Genomic DNA, 25,942 nt, shown 5'->3' on the forward strand with positions numbered 1-25,942 from the left:
AGTTACAAAAATATACCCTTGAAGTGTAAACCTTCCCCCTAGGGAAAGGTCAAATTTTTCATGTTGTAACGCTGAGACTCACGCTGGCAGTCGCGGCTTTTACTGTTCGCTGTTGTCTTTTTTTAACTTGGCCAGCAGGTCAGATTTGACGATTTCCAGCGCTGACAGCGCCGTTTTGGGGTCAATCTCGTTCGTTTCCAGCAAGTAAATCAAATCGACTGCCAGTTTAATATCGGCAGGGGCATCATTCAGGGAAGCGGTGTTTTTTTCGCTCATGGGACAACTCGTAACGGCGGGATAGACAGCCGGGCTGGTGGTTCAGCCCAGCTCCAGAATATTCATGGCTGAGTATATAAGCTGGGCGTGCAGATTGACCAGTAGCTGATGGTCATGGCGATAACCGCCACCCACGACCGCCGCCACCGGAATGCCCGCTTCGCGACATCGGCTCAGCACCAGGTGATCCCGTTGATAGATACCTTCGACGCACACATTGAAATAGCCCAGCTCGTCATCCTGGTGGATATCAACCCCGGCATCGTAAATCACCAGGTCCGGCTGATACTGGGCGAGTGCCAGCGGTAACAAGCCCTCAAAGGCGTTCAGGTACTCTTCAGTCGTGGTGTTTATTGGCAGGGCCAGATCGAGCGTTGAGTCCGGTTTGCGGGCCGGGAAGTTTTTCTCACAATGCACAGAAAACGTAATCACGTTCGGCTCATCGGCCAAAATGGTCGCGGTGCCATCACCGTGGTGGACGTCGCAGTCAATGATCATCACGGTATCGACACCGGGCAAAGTGAGTGCATGCTTCGCTGCCAGCGCTAGGTCATTGACCAGGCAGAAACCGCTGCCGAAGTCTTTGTGGGCATGGTGGTAGCCACCGCTGAGGTGAATACTCAACCCGTACTGGTGAGCCAAGTCAACGGTCAGTTTGGTGCCGCCGGATGACATACAGGTTCGGGTGATCAGCTGCTCACTCCAGGGAAAGCCGATACGGCGCATTTTCGCCGCGGGCAGGGCATTGGAAAACAACGCGTCGATATAATCCGGGTCATGCAATGCCTTGATTTCGTCGACACTGATGGGCTCCGGCTGAAACAGCCGGATGGCCGGGTGCTGCTCAATGTTCAGGGTGTCCTGCAGGTACTGGTACAGACGTCGATATTTACTGATCGGGTAACGATGCGCCGGCGGTAGATCGAGTTCGGAGTAAATAGGGTGATAAACCAGAGGTAACGTCATTAGCCTTTTCGCTCCTGCAGGCTGATATCTTTTTCAATTTTTCTCAACGCAGCACGGCAGCGGGTAAGGCGACCGCCCAGTGCCAGCACTTCCTGCTGAAGTGTCTGGCGCTCTGTCAGTGAGGTACTGCGGTTGAGCAGGTGCTCTTTATCACGCAGCATCGCCGCCAAACGGCGTTCCCAGTCCTGGTGCTGGGCCAGATCCTGATAGAGCTGATGGATGGGTTTACGCCAGCCAGAGGTGCGCTTAGGTTCATTTTTGCGGATTTGCTGAGTCGCCAGCTCGCGCTGAATGGCTTGGATTTGTGACACCAGCTTTTCACACACATACTGGGTGCGAGCCGCTTCAAGTCGGCCGGTTCGACGTTCCATACGTAACGCGCGAATTTCATCCCGCAACTCGTTAACGCAAGGCGTCAGGAGTTTGCTGCGGCAATGGAACAGATGCTCGTCGAACAGAGGACGTTCCGATTCCCCGCGGGTACGGTCAAGCTGGGCAGCGTCTTTACCCAGCTGATCAATAAGCGTTTCAAGACGTTGGAGATCAGGCATGCTATTTCCTCAGGAAGCGAAATCAGAACCAGGCTTGCCAGGCCAGTTTAACGGCAAGCACAATCACCACAGTCACGAATACCGGACGGATGAATTTAGCTCCAAAACGGATGGCAGAATGGGCCCCTATGTAAGCGCCCAACATCAGGCAGACCCCCATGGTCAAACCCAGTGCAAAGTTGATATGTCCCAGTATGGCAAAGGTCACCAGTGAGGTCAGATTGCTGGTGAAATTCATGGCTTTTGCCAAACCAGATGCCATCAAAATATCTAACCGGTACAGCGCCATGTTCGAAACGGTCCAGAAAGCGCCGGTGCCGGGGCCGGCCAGTCCGTCATAAAACCCTAGCGTGGTGCCTTGCAGCCATTGTTTCCGGGCAAATTTTTCGCACTTTTCGGGCAGTTCATGGTTGTTGCCTTTAGGATGCGGGTGCCAGACGGTATAGACCGCAGCCGCCAGAATAATCAGCGGCAGCACTTTTTCCAGCCACTCGGTACTGATTAAATCGACGACCAGTGTGCCCAGAATCGCACCGGCCAGTGTGGCGATGAATGAGAGTTTCCAGAACGACGGAGAAAACAGCTGTTTCTTGTAATAGGTCCAGGCGGCCGTTGACGAGGCGAAAGTCGCCGCCAGCTTGTTTGTGCCCAGCGCAATGTGCGGCGGTAAGCCGATAGACAGTAAAGCGGGCACAGTCAGCATGCCCCCGCCACCGGCGACGGCATCAATAAATCCAGCAATCAGGGCTACCAGACCAAGCACCAACAGCATGCCTGGTTCTATCATTTCAATCATTCAGTCTTATCTTGTATTCAGGCTCTGTTCGATGACACGTTTAAACGGTGGCAGTGAGTCGAGTAGGGCTTTACCGTAGCGGCGGGTCAGCACACGGCGATCAAGCAGCACGACTCTACCAGAATCTTCTTCCTTACGCAGTAGACGTCCTACCGACTGGATCAGTTTCTTACTGGCCTCAGGAACGGCAATCTGCAAGAAGGGATTTCCGCCACGGCTTTCGATGTATTCTGCATGTGCTTCTTCTACAGGAGAAGTGGGAACGGCAAACGGAATTTTCGTAATAATCAGGTTGGTCAGCAAATTGCCAGGAAGATCAAGACCTTCTGAAAAACTGCCCGTTCCAAATAATATACTGGTTTTACCCTTTTGACAGTTTTCTTTATGTTTTTTTAGAATAATGTGACGGGATTCCTCACCCTGAATCAGCAGCTCCCAGCGATTTTTTACTGCCAGTGGGCGCAGTTTGTCCGCGATCTGGTTCATTTGCCAGTATGAAGAAAAAAGCACCAGGCTGGCGGTTTCACCTTCTAGGAACTCCGGCAGTTTCTCGATAAGCAGCTCTGTGAACTGTTCAGCCTGAGGTTCCAGCGGCATTGCTGGGATAACCAGCCGGGCATTATTCTGATAGTCGAACGGCGAAGCCAGTGCCAGGAAACGTGTTGCTTCTTTTTCAAAAATTCCCGCCTGACGGCAGAAATAGTCGAAGCTGTTTAACGCTCGAAGGGTCGCCGATACCAAAATAGCCCCGACCGCCCGGCTCCACAGTAACTGATCCAGACGGTGTCCTACCTCCAATGGCGACACTTCTACGATATAGTCGTTCTCCCGATCCGGGCTTTTTTCCAGCCAGCGTGCCAGCGGCGCCCCTTTATCTTTATTTGGCTGGGCCATCTGGCTCCAGACTTTCTCTAGGTTTTCCAGACGTTGCAGGTAAAAACCGGACTCGGCCAGCGCGGGTTCGGCTAAACGAGGGGCCAGTTCATTGTCTTTATTGCGCTCCGCAATCAGATCGTGAATTTTTCCCAGTGCCTGCAAGGCTTTCTTGCAAGATTCCTTGCACCCTTTCGCTTCTTCCTGCAGCCAGGCGGGCAACTCACCATGCTCAAAGCGGTAAACTCCGTCTTTATTAAACATGGCCGGGTCAATCGTGCTGGCAATTTGTCTTAACGAAGGGATGAGCAGGGCGATGTTTTCATTGAGTGCTGTCTGGAAACGGCCGGATTTTTTATAGTCGGCCAGCTCCGCCAATTTCCCGACGGATTGGTTGAGTTTTTCCAGCCAGCTTGCCGCCCCTTTCAGGCTGGCGGCGGCGGCAGAAAAATCGCGGGCAACCTGAGGAAGGTGATGGGCTTCATCTATCACATAAATGGTTTTTTCCGGCTCAGGCAGAATAATCCCGCCGCCCAGCTCAATATCGGCCATTAACAGGGCATGGTTGGCAATGATCACATCAGCCTTTTCCAAATGCTCCCTGGCCTTGGCAAACGGGCAGTGTCGATGTTTTGGCAGTCCGGAATGGCAACTGTGTTTATCTGCCACAATCTGCTGCCAGACACGGTCGGGAATGGTGGTTGGCCAGCTGTCTCTGTCACCGTCCCATTTCTGACTTTCACTTGCTTTGAGCATCCGCTTGAGCAAATCGAGATCTGACTTTTTGGGTTTTTCATCCCATAAAGCGGCCTGTTGGCCAATTTCACTGCTACAGCTGGCTTCCAGTTTGTGGTGGCAGCAATAGCGTTGGCGGCCTTTAGCCAGGATGAAACTGAATTCCTTAGGATAAATACGATTAAACAGAGGCAGATCTTTGTTGATGAGCTGCTCCTGCAGGGCCACGGTCGCAGTAGAAATCAGGACTTTCTTATTGTTGAACATCGCGTAGGGAATCGCCCCGAGCAGGTAAGAAAGCGACTTACCAATCCCGGTACCGGCTTCGGCCACCAACATCCGATGTTTCTTATGGTATTCACCACCAAGGGTTTTGGCGATTTCAGCAACCAGATAGTTTTGAGCCCTTCTGGGTATAAAGTTATCGAGCTGGTTACCCAGGTTCTCATAGCACTTTTTGATATCTTGCTTAATCTGGTTGTGTAACATTTTTGAAACTTCGTAGTGGCAGGGCCGGGCATTATAGCACGAAGGTCTGAATGTGAGCGGCTGCATATTTTGTTCAAATAGTTATCCAAAATGCGAATCACCTCACGAATTGTAATTGAACTATTCTATCAATATGGTGAACACCCTTTGAGGTGAAGAAATTAACTGTAAAAACCTGCTGTTAGTAATATTTTGTCCTGTATGTGTTGTTTTTTTATCTAAATTTCAGTTTTTAATCTTGGTTGAGTGTTTTGATTGTCATCAAATATTCATGCTTTTTTGATAAAAACAATGCTCAATTAGTAGGCTTTTGTTGGTGTAAGTTATTGATATTTGATGTTTTTGATGTTTTTTTAGTTTTTGTTTAGAGGTATTTGACATTCAGAGGAATCTTCTGTCAGGATGAAGTCCGCAAATTTCTTGCTCTTGGATTCTTTTATCATTCTTTATGTTTATAGAGGATGACGGAAGCTGAGAGACAAATAATGAAAAGGAATTCTGGAAACAGGAATTCCAGTCTAAATAAGAAAAGGCAGTGGATATCATGAAAAAAACACTTCTAGCACTTTCAGTACTAGCAGCAGGTTCTGCAAACGCAGGCATCAACCTATACGATGCAAACGGTGTAACAGTTGACCTGTCTGGTGCAGCTGAAGTTCAGTACTTCCAAAACTACGTAGACAGCGATGCATCAAACACTGATGACGCTGGCCTGCACCTGGATGATGGTGATCTGCAACTGAACACCACTATCGCTGTAACTGACCAACTGAACGCTGTTGCTGGTATCGGCTTCAAGTTCGAAAAGCGCGACGTTGAAAACGACGAGCTGTGGGTTGGTCTTGGCGGTGACTTCGGTACACTGACTTTCGGTCGTATGCTGTACATCTCTGATGACATGGGCATCGGTAAAGACTACGAGCTGGGCTTCGACCAAGTTGACTTCGTTAAAACTGAAGGTAACGAAGCAATCAAATACGTATTCGACAACGGTCAGTTCTACTTCGGTCTGACTCACGACCTGGATGCAGACGGCTCTAGCCCTGCAACTGACTACCTGAACAGCGATGGTACTGTTACTGACGTTCGTATCGGTGCACGTTTTGCAAACTTCGACGTTCGTGGTTACTACTACACAGCTGAAGACCTGGGCGACACTGATGTTGACGCGTTCAACATCGAAGCTGAATACGTAATGGGTGCATTCGCATTCGCAGCGTCTTACGGCAACGCTGAGTACGAGCAAAACACTAACCGTGCTAACAAGTCTGATGTAGACGTTTACGAAATCAACGGTTCTTACACTATGGGCAAAAACACTTTTGCTCTGGGTTACAACCATGCTGATACAGACATCGACGGTGTTGGTCACTACATCACTCGTGACGGCGTAGACAACGTTTACGCGAACATCACTCACCAGCTACACAGCAACGTAAAAGTTTACGGTGAGCTGGGCTGGGCAGACGCTGACAATGTTGACCTAGATCTAGGTTACCTGGTTGGTATGGAAGTTAAATTCTAATTGTGAGCCACAGTTAGAAAACTTTCTGAAAAAAGCCGCCTTTATGGCGGCTTTTTGCTATCTTGATGGGCTTATAACAGGACAAAAAAGGACAACTTGGACATGAAAAAGTGGTTTCTAGCGCTTGGTAGCCTGGCGCTGCCTCTGGCTGCACAGGCAGGCACATTAAGCACGGGTGAAAACATTAAATTACTGGTGGTTGACGGCAAAAAGGTAGCGTCTTCCTTCTGGTCTGAGACCAGCGCTGTGAATCTGCCTGCAGGCAAACACCAGATTGTTGTGCGTTATGACGGAGAAGTGAAAGACGGCTCGAAAACCCGTATCTATACGACTCGCCCTTATCTGTTTGAGATGGAAGTACCTACCCAGAACGCGACCATTACACTGCCTCGTCTTTCGACTTTGTCTCAGGCAGAATCTTATTTTCAGCGTGGCCCAGAGTGGCAACTGGAGCTGGCTGGTGGTGCAAAACAACCGCTGGAATACGTAGAGTTGCAAGGTAAAGGTTTTGCCGCATTCAGTGACATGGAAGCGCTGGTTGCGGAATACAACCGCGAGCACGGCATTACCTTTGAAGAAGGTTATGCGGTAGATTTGGAAAAAGCCGCGGTAGAAGTCAGCGATAAAGGTGAAATCAGTATCACCGGTGATGCGCTGGTTCAGCTGAAACTGTGGTATAGCAAAGCCAATGCTGATGAAAAAGCAGCGTTTGAGCAGTGGGTAAAAACTCAGGCGAATCAGTAATCTGCTATAAGCCGTCAGAAGCTTGACGGCGTTGTCGGCCTGACGAAACCAGGTCAGGCAGAACTGATGAAAAACAATAGGCGGGAATGTCCCGCTTATTGCCGTTTTAACGGCGCTGAACGGATTTTTCAGGCCTCATGGTGATAGCGGCTGTGCTCTCGGCAGTGCTGGCAGCGAGGCTGAGCCGGATCTGTTTCCAGATCTTCTATATCGATCTCATCTTCACAATCAGCACACAGGCCGTACATGCCCAGTTTAATTGAGCAAATGGCGGCATCCACTTTTTCCAGTCGGGTTGCTAAATCAAACAAATTCGGAATAAATGATGATTTAGCCATAACAATTAAATCACTCAATTCCGCGCCTTCAATTGCAGCTGATGACGGAAGCAGAGTATTGAGCAACATTTCTTGCTTAAGCTCGGAATAAAGTGCAGCGTGCTCCTGCTCAAGGCGAACCCGCAGCGGTTCATAAGTTAATTCTGACGTTGCCATAAGATCATCATTTTTGTTTTAGGTAAATTTAGTCTAAGTCGATTCTTAACTTTGATTGTGATTTGAATCAAACAAAGTCGGGGTTATTCCGGAATACCCGTATTTTCTCTCGGTTTTTGCGACACCCTTTATCCGCTATATTAGCAGGGTTAATGAGATGAGCGGCCCAAGAGCCGTGAACGATTATCAGCCTAAAATCAATCAGCCAATAAAGGAAGTGTACCATGGAGCATGGTTTTAAAGACCCATACAGCGTAAAGTACTTTTTCGGTTTTCTGCTGGCAATGGCATTGCCAACACTGCCAGCAAGTCTGACCTGGTTGGGCATTCTGTCTTCTTAATCAGGCAGAAACTCCCGTCTTTCTGAACGGCCAGCAACAAGAGTGTTGTTGGCCGTTTTCTTTTGTTGCTACACTGCCAAGAGGACAGTACCGGAATGTGATGTATGGTAAAAAGAACAATACTCTTGGTTTGTGGTTGGATTTGCGTGGTATTGGGCATGATCGGTGCTTTTCTGCCGCTGTTACCAACAACACCCTTCCTGCTGCTGGCCAGTGCCTGTTTCATGCGGGGCTCGCCGCGTCTGAACCATTGGTTGCTGAGCCATCCGCAATTTGGCCCGGTGCTTGAGAACTGGCATCGTCACCGCTCGGTTTCACCTCGGGTGAAACGCCGCGCCAACATTATGATGGTGCTTAGTTTTGCCTTCTCTATTTATTGGGTGCCATTGATTTGGCACAAAGTCATGTTGCTGGTCATGCTGGCAATATTGTTGTTCTGGTTTAACCGTCTGCCAGTCAGGGAAAACCCGCCATTATCTGATCCTCTCTAAGTGACACTCTCTATGTGACATTGGGTGGTGCAGATCTGGCGCCAGTCCTTGCTCCTGCTGCGGAAAATCACTACTATTTGAGCCGGTTTTTATCGGCTTTTAGCCGTTTCACTTACATTTGCCCCGTTGGGAGGGGCACGGATAATCGAATATGAATCAAGATAAGCTCGCGTTGATTAAAAACAGTATTAAATCAATCCCTGATTACCCAAAACCAGGGATTCTGTTTCGTGATGTGACCAGCCTGATGGAAGATCCTGAGGCTTACCGTGCAACGATGCAGGTGCTGATTGATCAGTACAAAGACAAGGGCATTACGAAAGTGATTGGTACTGAAGCGCGTGGCTTCCTGTTTGGTGCACCGCTCGCACTGGAACTGGGTGTCGGTTTCGTGCCGGTACGCAAGCCGGGCAAACTGCCGCGTGAAGTGATCGGCGAAAGCTACGAGCTGGAATACGGCCAGGATACGCTTGAAATCCACGTAGATGCTATCCGCGAAGGGGACAAAGTCCTGCTGGTAGATGATCTGCTGGCAACAGGCGGTACGATTGAAGCGACCACTAAGCTGGTACGTCGTTTGGGCGGTATTGTTGAAGATGCAGCATTTGTCATTAACCTGCCTGATATCGGCGGCGAACAGCGTCTGCAAGGTATCGGCCTGAAGGTCTTCAGCATCTGTGATTTTGACGGCCACTGACAGGCTGTCTGGCCAGGTGACTGGCTAATCATTGGGCGCTCGTCGAGCGCCCTCTCGCCCCATTATCCTCCCTGTGCTAGCATTGAGTTCTTGATTCTGTAAGGTTAGTTAACATGAGTTATCAGGTTCTGGCACGTAAATGGCGCCCGCACCAGTTTGCTGATGTGGTGGGTCAGTCCCACGTTTTGACAGCACTGGAAAATGCGCTTGCCCATAACCGTTTGCACCATGCCTACTTGTTCAGTGGAACAAGAGGGGTAGGTAAAACCACGATCGCCCGTATTTTTGCGAAAGGCCTGAACTGTGAGCAGGGTGTCACGGCTTCACCGTGTGGGCAGTGTGAGACTTGTCGTGAAATCGATGAGGGACGCTTTGTCGATCTGTTAGAGATCGATGCCGCCTCACGCACCAAGGTTGAAGATACTCGAGATCTGCTGGATAACGTGCAATACAAGCCAGCTCGGGGACGGTACAAGGTTTACCTGATTGACGAAGTGCACATGCTCTCTCGTCACAGCTTTAACGCCTTACTGAAAACACTCGAAGAGCCGCCGGAATACGTTAAATTCATTCTGGCGACCACAGATCCGCAAAAGCTGCCGGTGACGATCTTGTCGCGCTGTCTGCAGTTTCATCTCAAACATCTGGATAATACTCAGATTCAGGCGCAGCTTGAGTACGTACTTACCCAAGAGCAGGTTGAATTTGAACCTCGCGCATTAAGTCTGCTGGCCCGTGCAGCTGAAGGCAGTATGCGTGATGCACTGAGCCTGACCGATCAGGCCATTGCACTGGGGAACGGCAATGTTCACGCGACTGCGGTGTCGGAAATGCTGGGCACCCTGAACACGGAACAAGCTCTGTATTTGCTGGAAGCGGTTGCCCAAGGGGAAGCGCAGCCAGCCATGGCTTGCCTGGAAGAACTGGCGGGTGTCGGCGTTGAGTGGGACAGCCTGCTGCGTGAGCTGGCTTCCCAGCTTCACCGCGTTGCCATGTACCAGGCATTACCGGCATCGCTTGATGATTCTGTACCGGATGCCGAGCGTATTGTGCTGCTCAGTAAAGCGGTATCGCCGCAGGAAGTGCAGCTGTGCTATCAAATTGCGTTGCAAGGGCGACAGGATCTGGCTTACGCGCCGGATGGCCGTACCGGTCTGGAAATGGTGTTGTTACGCATGCTGGCGTTCCGTCCTGTTGCAGTGTCAACGGTGACGCCTCAGACGATTGCTGTTCCTGAGACGCAACCAGCAACGCAACCGGCGACTCCATCGGTCGCACGAACGCCAAGTCCTATGGGGCAACATCCCGCGGGCCAAACGCCTGCCGGACAAGGCCAGGGGATGCAGCGCGTACAGGCCCTGAGAGCGCAGATGCAGACACCAGCTGCTCAGCCAATGGCTCAGCCGGCGGCGACGCCTGCTTCGGTGGACACGGCGGCGCAAAGGCCGATGCCTGCGACTCACCACTATGAGAATCCGCCAGCTTACGACGCGCCGCCAGTGCCTGATTACTCTGAGTCATACGGTCCGGAGTCTCAGCATGTGGATCCGAGTGTGGCGTATCCGCAATCGCCACCGTCTGGTCAGGCTGCGCTCAGCCAGCCCGTGCATAATCAGCAAGCGAATAATCAGCCAGTGCACACTCAGTCAGCGCAACCGGCGGCAGAGCGTCCGGCTTCGGCAGCTTCTGGTCTGTTGGCGGCAAGGAACAAATTACGGAGTCAGGTGAAGCGTGATGGCGCGGCACCGGCCAGCGGAAAAAAGACCCAACCGGTACAGGCTAAAAAAGTCGCGACCGTCAGCGTTCTCGATCGAATTGCCAGTAAGCAAAACGGTCGTCATGCTGCCGCACCTGATGCGATGCCGGTACCGGGTATGCCGGGAGGCGGTTCATCGTCACAAGCGGCACCGCACTCTACCGCACCGCAGGAATACCAGTGGCGGCCAACGGCGGAGCCTGATGAGTCTGTTGTTGTAACCGAAGTTGCTCCTGCCCAGATGAAACAGGCGTTGGAGCATGAAAAAACACCTGAAATGGTGAATTTGCTTGTCAACGAAGCGGCAAATCAGGATAGTTGGTCGGATTGGGTGACTAAGCTTAATGTAGGTCGTATGGTTCAACAGCTTGCCCTGAACTCTGCGTTTGAGCGCAGTGGCGATGCGGTAACACTGACGCTGCGGCCGAGTCAAAAGCACCTGGATACACCGAAAGCGCGTGAGCAACTGGCTCAGGCACTGAGCGAATTGTTTGGTGCGGCTATCAGCCTCACCATCGAATTAAGTGATAGGGGACGTACACCGCTGGAATGGCGGGAGTGCCTCTATCAGGAAAAACTGGATCAAGCCCGGCAAAGCCTGATGGCTGATCCCAACGTGAATTTCATTTGTCAGCGGTTTGCTGCTGTACTGGATGAAGATAGCGTAAGACCCTTATAGATTAACCAGACCATAGAGAGAGAACATATGTTTGGTAAAGGCGGTATGGCTAACATGATGAAGCAGGCGCAACAAATGCAGGAGCGCATGCAGAAAATGCAAGAAGAGATCGCGAGTATGGAAGTCACTGGTGAGTCCGGTGCCGGCCTGGTAAAAGTGACTCTGACTGGTAGCCACAGCGTGCGTCGTGTTGAGCTGGATGACAGCCTGATGGAAGACGACAAAGACATGCTGGAAGATCTGATTGCTGCGGCGTTCAATGATGCGGCACGTCGTATTGAAGAAGCTCAAAAAGAGAAGATGGCAAGCGTGACTGGCGGTATGAACCTGCCAGCTGGCTTTAAGATGCCATTCTGATAAATGCGTACCAGTCAATTACTGGAGCAATTAATGGAGGCCTTACGTTGTCTGCCTGGGGTTGGCCCCAAGTCAGCACAGCGGATGGCCTTCAGTTTGTTACAGCGAAATCGTCAGGGTGGCCTGCAACTGGCGGATGCTTTGCAAAAAGCCATGACGGAAATCGGTCACTGCCGTGATTGCCGGACGTTTACGGAAGAAGAGGTGTGCTCCATCTGTTCAAATCCGCGTCGTCAGGAAAACGGCCAAATCTGTGTTGTGGAAAGTCCGGCAGATATTCTGGCGGTCGAAGCCACCGGGCAGTTTTCCGGCCGGTATTTCGTGCTGATGGGACACCTGTCGCCGCTTGATGGCATCGGGCCATCGGATATCGGGCTGGATGTTCTGGAATTCCGGATGCAGACCGAAACCATCAGTGAAGTGATTCTGGCAACCAACCCGACCGTAGAAGGGGAGGCGACAGCTCACTACATCGCTGAACTGTGTGGCGAGTACCAGGTTGAAGCCAGCCGCATTGCTCATGGTGTACCGGTTGGCGGTGAGCTGGAGCTGGTGGATGGCACGACCTTATCCCATTCTCTGGCCGGTCGACACAAGCTGATCTGACGGCAGCGCAATACGTAGCGTTAGCTAACTCAAAAAAATACCAACTCTCGATTTAGTCGGGCGTTGGTATTTTTTTATCTTTCCGCGGCAAAAGCCCGTATTTCTTTGCGCTCAATGATGAGTTTTTAGCTGATTGAGATTTTTAGAGTCTGATTTAGTTTTTATATCACCTTAATTTCTAAGGATAACTATTTAAATATCGTTTAAGACTGTTTTTGTTCATAACCCTTTGTTTCTATGTGTTTAATAGTCCGTGTCTCCCTAATGGCCAACACACCTTACGGGAAACATGCTGGCTGAAGTTGTGTGCTTTTTGTACCGCTTTCATCCGGCAGGTAGCAGTGAAAAATAAAAAACTGACGCCCAAAGAAGGGCTGATAGAGACAATAATTAGGAGTGAACATGAAAAAGACAGTTGTAGCAGCTGTGATCGGTTCTGTGGTTGCCAGTGCATCAGCAATGGCAGCGGAAGTATATAAATCCGATGACCTTTCAGTAAACATTTACGGTAACCTGCGTGTTCGTTACGAGACGACCGATAACGGCATCATGGGCGCTGACGACACGTTCACCGGCGAAGGGACAGAGCTGGGTCTGAACATGACCTACTTCATGCCAAACGGCCTGTACGTGAACGGTGATGTCCTTAAAGAGCTGAACATCATTCCTGAAGACGGCAACGGCTTTGATGATGAAGAATTCACGAAATTCGCTTCTGCTGCGATCGGTGGTGATTTCGGTGAATTCCGAATTGGTCGAATGTCAGCAGTGCAGGATACGCTGGCCGGTCAGTACGATATCACCTGGGAATACGGTGGTACGGCCAACATTAAAAACGACTGGTCAGCAACAGATCGCCTGACCAACGGCGTGCAGTACAAATTTGAAAAGAACGGTTTCACTGTGATGGCTCAGTACCACACTGGCCAGGAATATGATGACCGTGATGGTGTGATCAGCGGTGACATCATCGAAATCGATCAGGCCTATGCACTGGGTGTAGCATGGGAATCAGATTTCGGTCTGGGTTTGTCCGGTACCTACACCAGCTCTGAGCGTACGGAAAAAGACAAGAACTTTGGCGATGACAAAGATGATTCATGGACACTGAACGCCACATACGCGTGGAATAGCCTGTCACTGGCAGCGATGTACTCAGACTATGATTTTGCGGGCGATGAGCAAACCGGTGTGGGTGCGATGGTACGCTACGATTTCCCAATCGGCGTGGGCCTGTACGGTGTGTATGATTATGTTGACTACGACACCAAAGACAACACGCTGGATCAGTTCACCGTGGGTGCCGACTACTGGCTGACCAGCCAAGTGGTTTCATACATGGAATACGCTGACATGAGCTACGATGAAGAAAAAACCGCAATTGATGGCCAGAAGATGATGGATGACAGTGCTTTCACCATCGGTATGCGTCTGTACTTCTAATAATTTGTCTGTTTTGTTCATTATCAAGGGAAGCGTTCGCTTCCCTTTTTTATTGCCGCAAGTAACGCCAGTGTATTGATAACACAAAGCGATAGCCGTCTAGCCAACACCGATAATCTAGGTGTTGCCCACACAGTGTTCCCAAACTGGCTGGTCGAATCGAGTCAAAACCCCTGAGGCACTGAGTGTTAATCCCTCCGTGCCTGAGTCCAAGCAAGCCTAAATCCAAGCCCAAGTCCAAGCGTATGTCCTGATACCAAGCCCAACGCTCTTTTTCCACGAACCCAGAACGCAATTACCGTGCGAACAGAAAAACAACGTCGCGGGACGAACGCTAGGTGTATGGCGACTCAGCAAGACGGAGGGGGAAAGTTAAGAACGTGAGATGTGGAGATAAAGCTGGTCTCTGCCCCCTGATAGCGTTCAGGAGGCAGGTTCAGGACGCCACTGACGGCGAGTAGCAGTGCTTACAGTGAGTAAAGGATCGTGGAACCAAAGCTCAGGCTGGTCAGCAGAATCGACTTGTCATTGCGGATATCAACCCGGCGACTTTGCTCGGCATCCATCCGGAAAATCTGCTTCACAATGCTCAGGTGCTTGGGTTTAAAGTCCAGGTTGTGGCCAGATGTGATATCTTTAAATTCCAATGGCTTAGTAAGTAAATACCCACCGCTGACATCCCAGTTACCGGACTCGGAAATATGCAGCGTCAGTGGTGTAGCTTCATCACTGAACAGCTTCAATACCGTGATTCGCGAGTAAGTATTGTTTGGCAGGTAAATCACATGGCTGGTCTGCTCGACCTGTCGCAGCATCCCCAGCTCTTCCAGGGTGGTGTCCTTGATGCGGCTGACCGAGTTAGCATGCCACTCACGCGAGGTCAGCAGTTGCTCCAGCTTATAATCGCTGGAAAAGTACAGCCAACCGCTAAACAGGCAGGAAATGCCTAACAGAATAAATGCCCAATATTTTGCAGCCAGGAATTTGAGAGCTGAAGGCTTAATTGTTACTGACATAATGTGGCGTTGTCCTTGTTACTGGTCAGCAAACGCAGAGTCACGTTTTCATTGGGAATTTTGTCATTGTGTACATAGTTCAGCCATAGCTGAGAGCTTTGTCCGCCGGTTGCAATGACTTCGGTCGGCCGACGATCACCTTGGTGATATTCCAGATAAGATTCAACGCACTGACTGATCATGGTTTCCCATTGCGATACCGAAGGGTGGTTCTGCGGTACCAGTACCGGAATACCGTCGATTTGCGTCAGCTGGGTAAACGCAGAGGATTTTTGCGGCATGATCACAGTAACGATCAGCGGCATGACGAAAGCCAGCAATAAAGCGATGATACTGGCCAGTTTCAGCCCGGCGCTGGTGTGGCTTAAGCTGCCAAAACCGGCATGGTTTTGTGCCATGTAGTGATGACTGACTGAAGCGTGGCTGGCACCTGCCGCCGTGTTAGTCTGACCGCTTGCAGAAGGCGTTGAAACGGTTACCGCGTCGTCAAGCTCAGCGACTGGCAGGCCATCCAGAATTGCTTCCGCAGGCTCCGATTCAGAAACAGGTGGTGTCGAGTCAGACAGGGTTTCCACCGATGCAATCATCTGATAGCCGCGTTTTGGCACGGTTTTGATAAATTCAGGTGATTTGGTGGAATCTTTCAGGGCTTTTCGCAGGGTGGAAATTGCCTGGGTCAGGCTTGAGTCATCGACTTCAAATCCTTGCTCGCGCCAGACATAGTTATGTAATCGGGTGCGTGTAATGATGGCACCCGGTTCTTCCACCAACAAGCACAGTGCCCGGCTTTCATTTGTCCCAAGACGGGTGAGCTCATCCTCTTCGAGCTTGTCGACCAGACTATTATCGTATGGGTCAAAAACAAAACGCTGCCCAATAAGTAACTTACTTTCTATTTTATTCATTTTTAGCATTAACAAAGTTAAATCATGCAGATATATAGCATGAAAAGGCTGAATTATGCCTGAATGTAAAAAACATAAAAAAGTGTTCTGAAAAAACCTCAAAGAGATAAATGCAAACTTTTAGGTTGAAAACCGCCGAGAAGCCCACATGTATACAGAGTAGTGAATTGGGACGGCCATCCGGTGATGAAAAAACAGGGTGGGAAAAGGTATTCCAGACAGCGAAAATCGTCTGAAAGTTAGCGGTGACTCACTTTATAACAGCTGTGTCACCGGGGTTTCAGATTCGACGTCTGCACGTCCTCTTAATGCAAGTTACAAGTGCAAAATACAAGTTTCGGAGTCGAAATGAGCGAACAAACTATCCACAAAAATAAGGAAACCCGTGGTTTTCAGTCTGAAGTCAAACAGCTGCTTCAGTTGATGATTCACTCTCTCTATTCGAACAAAGAAATCTTCCTGAGGGAGTTGATTTCGAATGCGTCGGATGCTGCAGATAAGCTGCGTTTCCGTGCACTGTCTCAACCAGACTTGTATGAAAATGATGCGGATCTGGGTGTGAAATTGTCGTTTAATGCGGAAGCAGGAACACTGACGATCAGTGATAACGGCATCGGTATGACGCGAGATGAGGTGATTGAACACCTGGGTACGATCGCGAAATCCGGAACAAAAGACTTTTTTGCCAAGCTGAGCGAAGAGGAATCGAAAGATTCTCAGCTGATCGGTCAGTTTGGGGTGGGCTTCTACTCGGCCTTTATCGTCGCCGACCGGGTAACCGTGAATACGCGTGCGGCGGGTGTAGCAGCCGATGAAGCGGTGTCCTGGGAATCGACCGGTGAAGGCGACTACACCGTTGAGAGCATCGAAAAGGCAAGCCGCGGCACCGAGATTATTCTTCACCTGCGTGACGATGAAAAAGAATTCCTGAGCGAATACCGTCTGCGTGACATCATCGGTAAATACTCGGATCACATTGGCATTCCGGTGTATATCCAGACTGTTGAGCGTGATGACGAAGGCAAAGAAACCGGCCGTAAGTGGGAGCAAATCAACAAGGCTCAGGCTCTGTGGACACGAAACAAAGCCGATATCAGCGATGAAGAATACCAAGAGTTCTACAAACACGTATCCCATGACTTTGCGGAGCCGCTGACCTGGAGCCACAACCGCGTAGAAGGTAAGCAGGACTACACCAGCTTGCTGTATATCCCGTCAAAAGCCCCGTGGGACATGTACAACCGTGATGCCAAGCATGGCCTGAAGCTGTATGTGCAGCGCGTGTTTATTATGGACGACGCCGAGCAGTTCATGCCGTCGTACCTGCGCTTCATGCGTGGTCTGATCGATTCTAACGATCTGCCGCTGAACGTGTCACGTGAAATTCTGCAGGACAACAAAGTCACGCAGTCGCTGCGCAAAGCTTGTACCAAACGTGCCCTGACCATGATGGAGCGTCTGGCAAACAATGATGCCGAGAAGTACCAGACATTGTGGAATGAGTTCGGCATGGTGCTGAAAGAAGGCCCGGTTGAGGACTTCGCTAACCGTGACAAAATTGCCAAACTGCTGCGCTTTAGCTCTACCCATGCGGAAACCCAAGAGCAGACGGTATCGCTGGAAGACTACATCGGCCGCATGAAAGAAGGTCAGGACAAGATTTACTACCTGACTGCCGACAGCTTCACGGCAGCTAAGAACAGCCCGCACCTTGAGCAGTTCCGTGCTAAAGGTCTGGAAGTATTGCTGATGTTTGATCGCATCGATGAGTGGCTGATGGGTCACCTGCCGGAGTTTGAAGGCAAAGCCTTCCAGGCGATTACCAAAGCGGATTTGGATCTGTCCAAGTTTGATGACGAGGAAGAAAAAGAGAAGCGTAAAGAAACAGAGGAAGCCTTCCAGTCAGTGGTTGAGCGCACGAAAACCTACCTGGGCGATCGCGTTCAGGATGTGCGTACTACCTTCAAACTGAAAGACACGCCAGCGGTTGTTGTGACCGGCGAAAATGAAATGGGAACACAGATGGCGAAACTGCTGGCTGCAGCGGGTCATTCTGCTCCTGAAGTAAAATACATTTTTGAGCTGAACCCGGAGCACGCGGTCGTCCGCAAGATGGCTGACGAAGCCGACGAGGAAGTGTTCGGTCGCTGGGTCGAGATGCTGCTGGGACAGGCGATGCTGGCTGAAAAAGGTACCATGGATGATCCATCCAAGTTCCTGTCAGCAGTGAACCAGCTGCTGGTATAAAGAAATTTAATCAGCCAGTTAAATCAATAAACAGGCGGGGGGATGTGACTAAGGTCTAATCCCCCCTATCTATGTCAAATTGTATGCTGAGACAGTATGTAATAGCAGTCAGGCAGGGCAGCCGGGCTTGCGACTAAGGGCTAATCAGTGTATTTTTCATTTTTTTGAAAACTCCATTCAAATCTAAGGGGATCAAGATGCGCATCATTCTTCTGGGCGCTCCAGGTGCAGGTAAAGGTACTCAGGCACAATTCATCAAAGAGAAGTTTGGTATTCCACAAATTTCAACCGGTGACATGCTACGTGCAGCAATCAAGGCAGGGACTGAGCTGGGTCAGCAAGCGAAAGCCGTTATTGATGCTGGTCAACTAGTGTCTGACGACATTATCCTAGGTCTGGTTAAAGAGCGTATTGCTGAAGACGACTGTGCAAAAGGCTTCCTGCTGGACGGTTTCCCTCGTACGATTCCTCAGGCTGACGGTCTGAAAGAAATCGGCGTTGACGTTGACTACGTGATCGAATTTGACGTGCCAGACGCAGTAATTGTTGAGCGTATGGCGGGTCGTCGTGCTCACCTGGCTTCTGGCCGTACTTACCACGTTGTATACAACCCGCCAAAGGTTGAAGGTAAAGACGACGTAACTGGCGAAGACCTGGTTGTACGTGATGACGACAAAGAAGAAACAGTACGTGCTCGTCTGGGTGTATACCATGAGCAAACTGCTCCACTGATCGCTTACTACACCAAAGAAGCTGAAGCAGGCAACACTAAGTACCTGAAATTCGATGGTACTAAGCCTGTAACAGAAGTAAGTGCAGAGCTGGAGAAAGCACTGGCGTAATTCTGCCGGGTAGCTAAACCACTTTGAATCGGGTCAGCCTGTCAGGCTGGCCCTTTTTTATGCCTGATTTTATATGCTTGAATAGTTGGTGAGGAAATCGCCAGTGATCGTATTATTGTTAAGTTCGGTATAACCAGCTGAATTAAAAACTGTTAAAGTGACAAACGTTTCACTTCAATTATTTGGCTGCGTGAAGTACGAAGGACATTATGAGCGAACAAAGCACAGACCACATTGAACATACGCCTTCCTACGGTGTTCTCCTGGTTAACCTGGGTACGCCGGAAAGTGCGACATCGGCAGGTGTTAAGCATTTCCTGTCTGAATTCCTGCACGATCAGCGTGTCGTTGATATGAGCCGTTGGTTATGGTGCCCGATTCTGCACGGGGTCATCCTGCCAATCCGGTCCCCTAAAGTTGCCAAGTTGTACCAGAGCGTCTGGATGGAAGAGGGCTCGCCGCTGATGGTGTATTCGCGTCGCCAGCAGCAAAAATTGGCTGAAGCGCTGGACGTGCCTGTCGAGCTGGGGATGACCTATGGCAAGCCGAGCATTGAGGACGGTCTGGCCGCTTTACAGGCTCAGGGGTGTCAGCGAGTGGTGGTGTTACCGCTCTATCCGCAGTACTCGCGCACAACCACCGCGGCGGTATTTGATAAAGTGGCGAAGGGGTTGAGGCAGCGTCCGTATTTGCCGGAGCTGCGTTTTATCAATCACTACTTCGATCACCCGGACTATATTTCAGCGCTGGCTGATTCCGCCACACAGTTCTGGGCAGAACATGGTGAGCCGGATTATTTGCTGTGTTCATACCACGGCATCCCGAAGCGGTATGCTGACAATGGCGATCCGTATCCGGAACACTGCAATGGCACCACGGCGTTGCTGGCGGAGAAGCTGGGGATGGCGCGGGAAAAAATGAGCATGAGCTATCAGTCCATTTTTGGCCGGGAAAAGTGGCTGCAACCATATACGGAAGGGACGATTCGTTCTCTGGCTGAGAAAGGCGTTAAACGGCTGGATGTTATGTGTCCGGCGTTTTCGGTGGACTGCCTGGAGACCCTGGAAGAGATCGCTGTGGGTTGTAAGGAAGTTTTCCTTGAAGCTGGCGGGGAGACGTTCAATCTGATCCCTTGTCTGAACGACCAGCCTGAGCATATTGCAATGATGCAGGCACTGGTAAAACAGCACACCCAAGGCTGGTAGGCCAGTGCTGACAAGCTGAAATACGGCGTCCTGGAAATTCTCATTCCGTTAACTAGCTCTCGATTTGTTCGAGAGCTTTTTCTTTCTTGTTCTATATTCTGTGATAGAATTCGCAAAATTTCTCTACAGACAGCTCATCGACATGAAATTTCCAGGCCAACGAAAGTCCAAGCATTACTTTCCAGTACACGCACGTGATCCTCTTCTAAGTCAGTCAAAACAAGAAAAGCGACTCGCTCGTACTCACATCATCGGTATTGATCAGACGCTGGTGGATATTGAAGCCTGTGTTGATGATGAATTCCTGGAGCGCTATGAGCTGAGTAAAGGTCACTCACTGGTGATCACGGATGAAAAGGCGGAAGCCCTGTACCGTGAACTGAAAGAGAAAGAGCTGATCACGCACGAGTTTGCCGGCGGTACCATTGGTAACACGCTGCACAACTACTCAGTGCTGGCAGATGACAAATCTCTGTTGTTGGGTGTGATGAGTAAAGACATTGAAATCGGTAGCTACGCTTACCGCTATCTTTGCAACACATCCAGCCGTATGGACATGAACTACCTGCAACCGGTTGAAGGTCCGATTGGCCGTTGTTTTGCGCTCATTACCAGCGATGGCGAACGTACGTTTGCTATCAACGAAGGCCGCATGAACCAACTGCGTCCGGACAGCATCCCGGAACACGTCTTTGAAGATGCATCAGCGCTGGTACTGACGGCGTATCTGGTGCGTTGTAAAGAAGGTGACCCAATGCCAGCTGCAACGATGCAGGCCATCGAATACGCGAAAAAGTATGATGTTCCTGTGGTACTGACGCTGGGTACCAAGTTTGTGATTGCTGATGACCCGCAGTGGTGGCGTGATTTCCTGCGTGAACACGTGACTGTGGTTGCTATGAATGAAGACGAAGCTGAAGCGCTGACCGGGGAAACCGATCCGCTGATGGCGTCTGAAAAAACCCTGGAATGGGTTGACCTGGTGCTGTGTACCGCGGGGCCTGTGGGCCTGTACATGGCGGGTTATACAGAAAACGCAGCGAAGCGTGAAACCAGCCTGCCGCTGCTACCGGGGGAAATTCCTGAGTTCAATCGCTACGAATTCAGCCGCCCGATGCTGAAAGCCGACTGCCAGGATGCCATTAAGGTATACTCTCACATCGCGCCTTACATGGGTGGCCCGGAGCGTATCAAAAATACCAACGGTGCGGGTGATGGTGCGTTGTCAGCCTTGCTGCACGACATGTCAGCAAACCGCTACCATCGCGAAAATGTGCCGAAATCTAGTAAGCACCAGTACACTTACCTGACGTACTCGTCTTTCTCGCAAATTTGTCTGTACTCAAACCGAGTCAGTTATGAAGTACTGGCACAGCATTCGCCGCGTTTGTCTCGTGGCCTGCCAGAACGAGAGGACAGCCTCGAGGAAGCTTACTGGGAACGGTAATTCCCATAGAGAATACAAAGGCCAACGTAAGTTGGCCTTTTTTATTCTGTTTAGGACAAACTTTACACAAATTTTTTGGCATATTTTATGACCGGCTCCTAGTCTTAGTTTGAGTTACCTCAACAAGGAGTGGGATAAAAATGAAAAAATATGCAGTGGCATTGGCTGTGATGGGAGCGCTCAGCGCGCCGTCTGTGTGGGCTCAGGTTTCTTTACCGCAAGGGACGCAGGAACTGGCTTTACAAGGTAGTCTGGATCTTGACTACGTTGATGATTACCTGTTCATCCTAAATACATCTTATGGTTATTTTATCCGGGAAGACTGGGAGATTGGTGCGGTACTGGATATCAATATGAGTGACAGCACTCAGACCTTCCAGTTTGGTGGTTTTACGGAGTATAACTTTACGAACCAGTCGAATTGGGTGCCTTACCTGGGGGCTGCCGCACAGGTGGCGAACTTGTCAGGGGATAACGGGGATTTTGAATTTGACTTTGAAGATGTGACGGCGCTGAACATTAAGATTGCCGGTGGTATCAAGTATTTCATCAACCCGCATGTCGCGCTGAGTGCCGAAGTGAACTACAACATCTCAACTGATGATATCAGTGTCACCAAAGATGGTCTGGAAGACAGCTTTACCCGTTTCATCTTCGGTACCCGTTTCTACTTCTGATGGAGTACTTGTCACAAGCTACTGAACTATGGCTTGATGACATTTCAATCAGCGAACAAACAAAAAGCGAGAGCCAAGGCTCTCGCTTTTTTTATGGTTATGGGGCTGGTTTGGTATTGCCAGCCCCGACGCTGCATGTGTCCGAATGTAACGTTGTTCTTAGTCAAAAACGTGCTGAGTCAGAAACGTACAGGTGTTGATGAATACATTTATACCGACGCTTTCTGGTATGCCTCGTTGTGTACGGCGGCTACTGCACGGCCAGATGGATCGGCACTGTTTTTAAAGCTCTCATCCCATTCAATCGCTTTAGCACTTGAGCAGGCAATTGATGGACCACCAGGTACACATTTCGCTGCGTCTTCCAGTGGGAACAGCTCTTCGAAGATTTCGCGGTACACGTACGCTTCTTTGGTGGTCGGCGTGTTGTACGGGAAGCGGAATTTCGCAGTTTCCAGCTGCTGTGCCGTGACTTTTGCTTCAGCCACTTCTTTTAGCGTGTCAATCCAGTTGTAACCTACACCGTCAGAGAACTGCTCTTTCTGGCGCCAGGCCACAGATTCCGGCAGGTAGTGGCCAAAGCATTCACGAAGAATGTGTTTTTCCATTTTACCGTTGCCACACATTTTGTCCTGTGGGTTGATACGCATGGCCACTTCCAGGAACTCTTTATCCAGGAACGGAACACGAGCTTCAATACCCCATGCCGCCATTGATTTGTTCGCACGAGCACAGTCAAACATGTTCAGAGCCAGCAGCTTGCGTACGGTTTCTTCGTGGAACTCTTTGGCGTTTGGTGCTTTGTGGAAGTACAGGTAACCACCGAATACTTCATCTGCGCCTTCGCCAGACAGAACCATCTTGATACCCATTGCACGGATCTTACGTGACATCAGGTACATCGGGGTTGATGCACGGATAGTGGTCACATCATAGGTTTCGATGTGGTAAATCACGTCGCGAATCGCATCCAGACCTTCCTGAATGGTGTAGGTCAGTTCGTGGTGAACCGTACCGATGTGGTCGGCAACCTTTTTCGCGGCTTTCAGATCCGGTGCACCTTCCAGGCCAATCGCAAATGAGTGCAGGGTTGGCCACCAGGCTTCAGATTGCTCATCATCTTCAATTCGGCGAGCCGCAAACTTTTTGGTGATTGCGGAAATCACGGAAGAATCCAGGCCACCGGACAGCAATACACCGTATGGTACGTCGGTCATCAGCTGGCGTTTTACGGCACCTTCCAGCGCGTTGGTCAGAGCGACTTTGTCAGTAACGTTTTCGGCAACACTGTCGAACTCCATCCAGTCACGCTTGTAGTAGCGAACCGGTTCACCTTTTTTGCTCCACAGGTAATGGCCTGGAGGGAACTCGCTGATGGTTTTACAAACCGGTACCAGCGCTTTCATTTCAGAGGCTACGTAGTAGTTTCCGTGCTCATCATAACCTTGGTACAGCGGGATGATACCGATGTGGTCACGGCCAATCAGGTATGCGTCTTCCTGCTCATCGTACAGGATGAAGCCAAAAATACCGTTCAGGTAGTCCAGCAGTTCCGGCCCTTTCTCTTTGTACAGTGCCAGAATGATTTCACAATCAGATTCAGTCTGGAACGGGTAATCAGGGGCAAACTCTGCGCGAAGTTCTTTGTGGTTGTAAATTTCGCCGTTAACAGCCAGGGCATGAGTTTTGTCGGCGTTGTAGAGAGGCTGCTCGCCGCTGTTCAGGTCAACAATGGCCAGACGCTCGTGCACCAGAATCGCACGGTCTGATGAATAAATACCGGACCAGTCCGGGCCACGGTGGCGCATTTTTTTTGACATTTCGAGTGCCGTTTGACGCAGCGCGGTTGCATCACTTTTAATGTCTAGAATCCCGAATACTGAACACATACTTCCTACCCCAAATCTAATGGCTGATTGCTATCCATGTAACTGTTGGAATCGAGATGTAGCCGGCTGACTAATCTGTCAGGCAGATCCTGACTACATACTTGTCGTTTCCCTGTTGGTTTTTAAAATTGCGTATTCGATAATGAAATGCAACCTCTAACTCCAATTCAATAAACAAAAAGCACCTATGGTGAATATTTTTTAATAAAAACAAAAAATACAGAATATTTTCTATATTGAGGCGATATTTCGTACGAAAAAACAAACGGCAGCCTGAGCTGCCGTTGGAGGGGGAAAGGAGGATTAAAGCTTTGACTTAATTTGTGGCGACAAATGCTCAACGACGTGGCGAGCAAAGCCACTACCGGCTTCGTTGTAGATATTGAAGGCGGCATCGACACCCAACTCTTTCAGTTCGGCTTCATCATCATTGTATTTTGCGATGGCGGCAATTTGCCCCTGATAGTCACGTTCGCGAATCTGCTCCAGCGCAAAGTTATTGGCCTGGCTGTGTGGCATTGCCAGCAGGATCAGCTTGGTGTTGCGTTTGGAGATGACCCTGGCCCAGAAGTCCGGGTCAGTTGCATCGCCGTGAATGACATGACGGCCTTCTTCTCGATGCTGGGCCACGGATTCTTCACGGGTTTCGACGCCAATCACCTGATCCCCGTAACGAGCAACCAGCTCATCATAGGCACCGGTACCGATACGGCCCATCCCTAGAATAAGAATCTGCTTCTCACCGAGGTCTATCAGGCGATCGCTGGCGTTAAGTTTTTCCGGTTCAAATTCTTTAAGCCATTTGGCGGCATCTTTGTACAGACGGTGGCCAAGGCTGTTGAGTGGGGCGGCGATCAGGAATGACATCGATACTGCAATGGCAATGGCGACCAGGAAGCTGCCAGGCAGGAGGCCCATGCTGTATGCCAGTCCACCCACAATCAGACCGAATTCACTGTAGTTAAACAGCGTCAGGGTACCGAGTAGCGAAGTGCGGACACGGTAGCGGAACATATTGAAAATGACGTAGTACAGGATCCCTTTAAGTGGCAACAGGGCGATCAGCAGCAGTGCCATCAGCAGGCCATCAATGGTCGGGGTTTCCGAAAGACCGATATTGAGGAAGAAACAGACCAGCAGCAGCTCTTTGAAGTTAAACAGTGACTTCGACATTTCTGATGCTTTCGGGTGGGCGGCCAGCAGCATACCCATGATCAATGCCCCCAGATCCGGTTTCATCCCGACGGCTTCAAACAATCCTGCTCCGGCAACCAGCGCCAGGAATACGCCGTACAGAACCAGCATCTCACCGTGGCCGGCACGATCCAGAATTTTAAACAGGGAAGGGCGCAACAGCGGTAGTGCGAACAGCGCCAGGGCGGTAATGTCCGGGACTTTTCCGGTCGAAATAGTCAGGAAAATGACCGCAAAGATATCCTGCATCACCAGAATACCGATCGACAAGGTACCGTAGGTGGCATTCAGCTCGCCTTTTTCCTGCAGCGCTTTAATGGCAAAAACGGTACTGGAGAAGGACAATGCAAAACCCAGCAGAGCCAGTTGCGTGATATCCAGGTCAGCCATAATACCAATACCGAGCTGCTTGAGCGCCAGTAGAGCCAGGGTAAACAGGCCGGTTGTCAGCAGGTTATGCAGGGTTGCACCGCCCCAGATCTCTTTTGCCAGCAGGGTTTTGACGTCGAGTTTCAGGCCAATGGTAAACAGCAGTAATGTGACACCCAGATCTGCCAGTGAGGAGAGGGTGGCGGTGGATTCATAGCCTGAGATGTTTAACGCGAACCCGGCGACAAGAAAGCCCACAAGCGGAGGCAATTTGCACCTGAGGGCAATGTAACCTGCCAAAAAGGCAGCAATGATATATACAAGTTCCATGG

Annotated in this window: 23 protein-coding genes; 13 read left to right on the forward strand and 10 right to left on the reverse strand. The window is 50.3% G+C overall.

Annotated elements, in window-relative coordinates; genetic code table 11:
• Nucleotides 1–99: 99 nt before the first annotated feature.
• Genes rsmS through dinG form a run of 5 tightly spaced genes read right to left on the reverse strand, consistent with a single transcriptional unit; the run spans nt 100 to nt 4,686 of the window.
• Nucleotides 100–276, reverse strand: coding sequence for a pleiotropic regulatory protein RsmS (gene rsmS, locus C9I92_RS11005; RefSeq protein WP_047887805.1), 177 nt, complete (start codon nt 274–276; stop codon nt 100–102).
• A gap of 42 nt (nt 277–318) precedes the next feature.
• Nucleotides 319–1,242 carry a histone deacetylase family protein gene (locus C9I92_RS11010; RefSeq protein ID WP_047887804.1) on the reverse strand — a complete coding sequence of 308 codons (924 nt, stop codon included), beginning with the start codon at nt 1,240–1,242 and terminating at the stop codon, nt 319–321.
• Nucleotides 1,242–1,793, reverse strand: coding sequence for a primosomal replication protein PriC (gene priC, locus C9I92_RS11015; RefSeq protein ID WP_047887803.1), 552 nt, complete (start codon nt 1,791–1,793; stop codon nt 1,242–1,244). Before priC ends, C9I92_RS11010 begins: the two co-directional genes overlap by 1 nt.
• A 22-nt stretch (nt 1,794–1,815) precedes the next feature.
• Nucleotides 1,816–2,589, reverse strand: coding sequence for a sulfite exporter TauE/SafE family protein (locus C9I92_RS11020; protein ID WP_047887802.1), 774 nt, complete (start codon nt 2,587–2,589; stop codon nt 1,816–1,818).
• Nucleotides 2,590–2,595: 6 nt separating this feature from the next.
• Nucleotides 2,596–4,686 carry an ATP-dependent DNA helicase DinG gene (gene dinG / locus C9I92_RS11025; protein WP_047887801.1) on the reverse strand — a complete coding sequence of 697 codons (2,091 nt, stop codon included), beginning with the start codon at nt 4,684–4,686 and terminating at the stop codon, nt 2,596–2,598.
• Between the two features lie 544 nt (nt 4,687–5,230).
• Between dinG and C9I92_RS11030 the strand changes: the two genes are divergently transcribed.
• Both C9I92_RS11030 and C9I92_RS11035 read left to right on the forward strand, forming a co-directional pair.
• Nucleotides 5,231–6,211, forward strand: a complete 981-nt coding sequence (locus C9I92_RS11030; RefSeq protein ID WP_047887800.1) for a porin — start codon at nt 5,231–5,233, stop codon at nt 6,209–6,211.
• 102 nt (nt 6,212–6,313) lie between these two features.
• Nucleotides 6,314–6,955: a YccT family protein gene (locus C9I92_RS11035; RefSeq protein ID WP_047887799.1), complete on the forward strand. Its 642-nt coding sequence runs from the start codon at nt 6,314–6,316 to the stop codon at nt 6,953–6,955.
• Between the two features lie 128 nt (nt 6,956–7,083).
• On the opposite strand, the gene C9I92_RS11040 is transcribed toward C9I92_RS11035, so the two are convergent.
• Entirely contained in the window at nt 7,084–7,449 is a 366-nt protein-coding gene (locus tag C9I92_RS11040; protein WP_047887798.1) for a dksA-type zinc finger protein, read from the reverse strand.
• A 445-nt stretch (nt 7,450–7,894) separates the two neighbouring features.
• Here C9I92_RS11040 and C9I92_RS11045 point away from each other — a divergent pair, with 445 nt between their 5' ends.
• From C9I92_RS11045 to C9I92_RS11070, 6 genes are all read left to right on the forward strand, one after another.
• Nucleotides 7,895–8,281, forward strand: coding sequence for a YbaN family protein (locus C9I92_RS11045; RefSeq protein WP_047887796.1), 387 nt, complete (start codon nt 7,895–7,897; stop codon nt 8,279–8,281).
• A 151-nt stretch (nt 8,282–8,432) separates the two neighbouring features.
• The gene (gene apt, locus C9I92_RS11050) at nt 8,433–8,978 is read left to right on the forward strand and encodes an adenine phosphoribosyltransferase (RefSeq protein WP_047887795.1); all 546 of its coding nucleotides are present in this window, start codon (nt 8,433–8,435) and stop codon (nt 8,976–8,978) included.
• A gap of 113 nt (nt 8,979–9,091) precedes the next feature.
• Nucleotides 9,092–11,413, forward strand: a complete 2,322-nt coding sequence (dnaX, locus tag C9I92_RS11055; RefSeq protein ID WP_047887794.1) for a DNA polymerase III subunit gamma/tau — start codon at nt 9,092–9,094, stop codon at nt 11,411–11,413.
• Nucleotides 11,414–11,440: 27 nt separating this feature from the next.
• Nucleotides 11,441–11,770 (forward strand): YbaB/EbfC family nucleoid-associated protein, encoded by a 330-nt coding sequence (locus C9I92_RS11060; RefSeq protein WP_047887793.1) that lies wholly within the window; start codon nt 11,441–11,443, stop codon nt 11,768–11,770.
• Nucleotides 11,771–11,773: 3 nt separating this feature from the next.
• Nucleotides 11,774–12,376, forward strand: coding sequence for a recombination mediator RecR (recR, locus tag C9I92_RS11065; RefSeq protein ID WP_047887792.1), 603 nt, complete (start codon nt 11,774–11,776; stop codon nt 12,374–12,376).
• Nucleotides 12,377–12,778: 402 nt separating this feature from the next.
• Nucleotides 12,779–13,819 carry a porin gene (locus C9I92_RS11070; RefSeq protein WP_047887791.1) on the forward strand — a complete coding sequence of 347 codons (1,041 nt, stop codon included), beginning with the start codon at nt 12,779–12,781 and terminating at the stop codon, nt 13,817–13,819.
• Nucleotides 13,820–14,286: 467 nt separating this feature from the next.
• On the opposite strand, the gene C9I92_RS11075 is transcribed toward C9I92_RS11070, so the two are convergent.
• The gene (locus C9I92_RS11075) at nt 14,287–14,835 is read right to left on the reverse strand and encodes a regulatory protein ToxS (RefSeq protein ID WP_047887790.1); all 549 of its coding nucleotides are present in this window, start codon (nt 14,833–14,835) and stop codon (nt 14,287–14,289) included.
• A complete protein-coding gene (locus tag C9I92_RS11080) occupies nt 14,826–15,740 on the reverse strand; it encodes a winged helix-turn-helix domain-containing protein (RefSeq protein WP_047887841.1) in 915 nt (304 codons plus the stop codon). The genes C9I92_RS11075 and C9I92_RS11080 overlap by 10 nt, the downstream gene beginning before the upstream one ends.
• 348 nt (nt 15,741–16,088) lie before the next feature.
• On the opposite strand from C9I92_RS11080, the gene htpG reads away from it, so the two are divergent.
• The 5 genes from htpG (at nt 16,089) to C9I92_RS11105 (ending at nt 22,158) form a co-directional block, all read left to right on the forward strand.
• A complete protein-coding gene (htpG, locus tag C9I92_RS11085; protein WP_047887789.1) occupies nt 16,089–17,987 on the forward strand; it encodes a molecular chaperone HtpG in 1,899 nt (632 codons plus the stop codon).
• Nucleotides 17,988–18,184: 197 nt separating this feature from the next.
• Complete coding sequence (gene adk / locus C9I92_RS11090) at nt 18,185–18,829, forward strand: adenylate kinase (RefSeq protein WP_047887788.1); 645 nt, start codon at nt 18,185–18,187, stop codon at nt 18,827–18,829.
• A 209-nt stretch (nt 18,830–19,038) separates the two neighbouring features.
• Nucleotides 19,039–20,034 (forward strand): ferrochelatase, encoded by a 996-nt coding sequence (gene hemH, locus C9I92_RS11095; RefSeq protein WP_047887787.1) that lies wholly within the window; start codon nt 19,039–19,041, stop codon nt 20,032–20,034.
• A 142-nt stretch (nt 20,035–20,176) separates the two neighbouring features.
• A complete protein-coding gene (locus C9I92_RS11100) occupies nt 20,177–21,481 on the forward strand; it encodes an inosine/guanosine kinase (protein WP_047887786.1) in 1,305 nt (434 codons plus the stop codon).
• Between the two features lie 140 nt (nt 21,482–21,621).
• A complete protein-coding gene (locus C9I92_RS11105) occupies nt 21,622–22,158 on the forward strand; it encodes an outer membrane beta-barrel protein (RefSeq protein WP_047887785.1) in 537 nt (178 codons plus the stop codon).
• Nucleotides 22,159–22,367: 209 nt separating this feature from the next.
• Here C9I92_RS11105 and asnB read toward each other — a convergent pair whose 3' ends face one another.
• Both asnB and C9I92_RS11115 read right to left on the reverse strand, forming a co-directional pair.
• Entirely contained in the window at nt 22,368–24,047 is a 1,680-nt protein-coding gene (gene asnB / locus C9I92_RS11110) for an asparagine synthase B (RefSeq protein ID WP_047887784.1), read from the reverse strand.
• A 303-nt stretch (nt 24,048–24,350) separates the two neighbouring features.
• Nucleotides 24,351–25,940: a cation:proton antiporter family protein gene (locus C9I92_RS11115; RefSeq protein ID WP_047887783.1), complete on the reverse strand. Its 1,590-nt coding sequence runs from the start codon at nt 25,938–25,940 to the stop codon at nt 24,351–24,353.
• Between the last annotated feature and the right edge of the window lie 2 nt (nt 25,941–25,942).

The sequence above is a fragment of the Photobacterium ganghwense genome (assembly GCF_003025595.1).
In the GTDB taxonomy this organism is placed as follows: domain Bacteria; phylum Pseudomonadota; class Gammaproteobacteria; order Enterobacterales; family Vibrionaceae; genus Photobacterium; species Photobacterium ganghwense.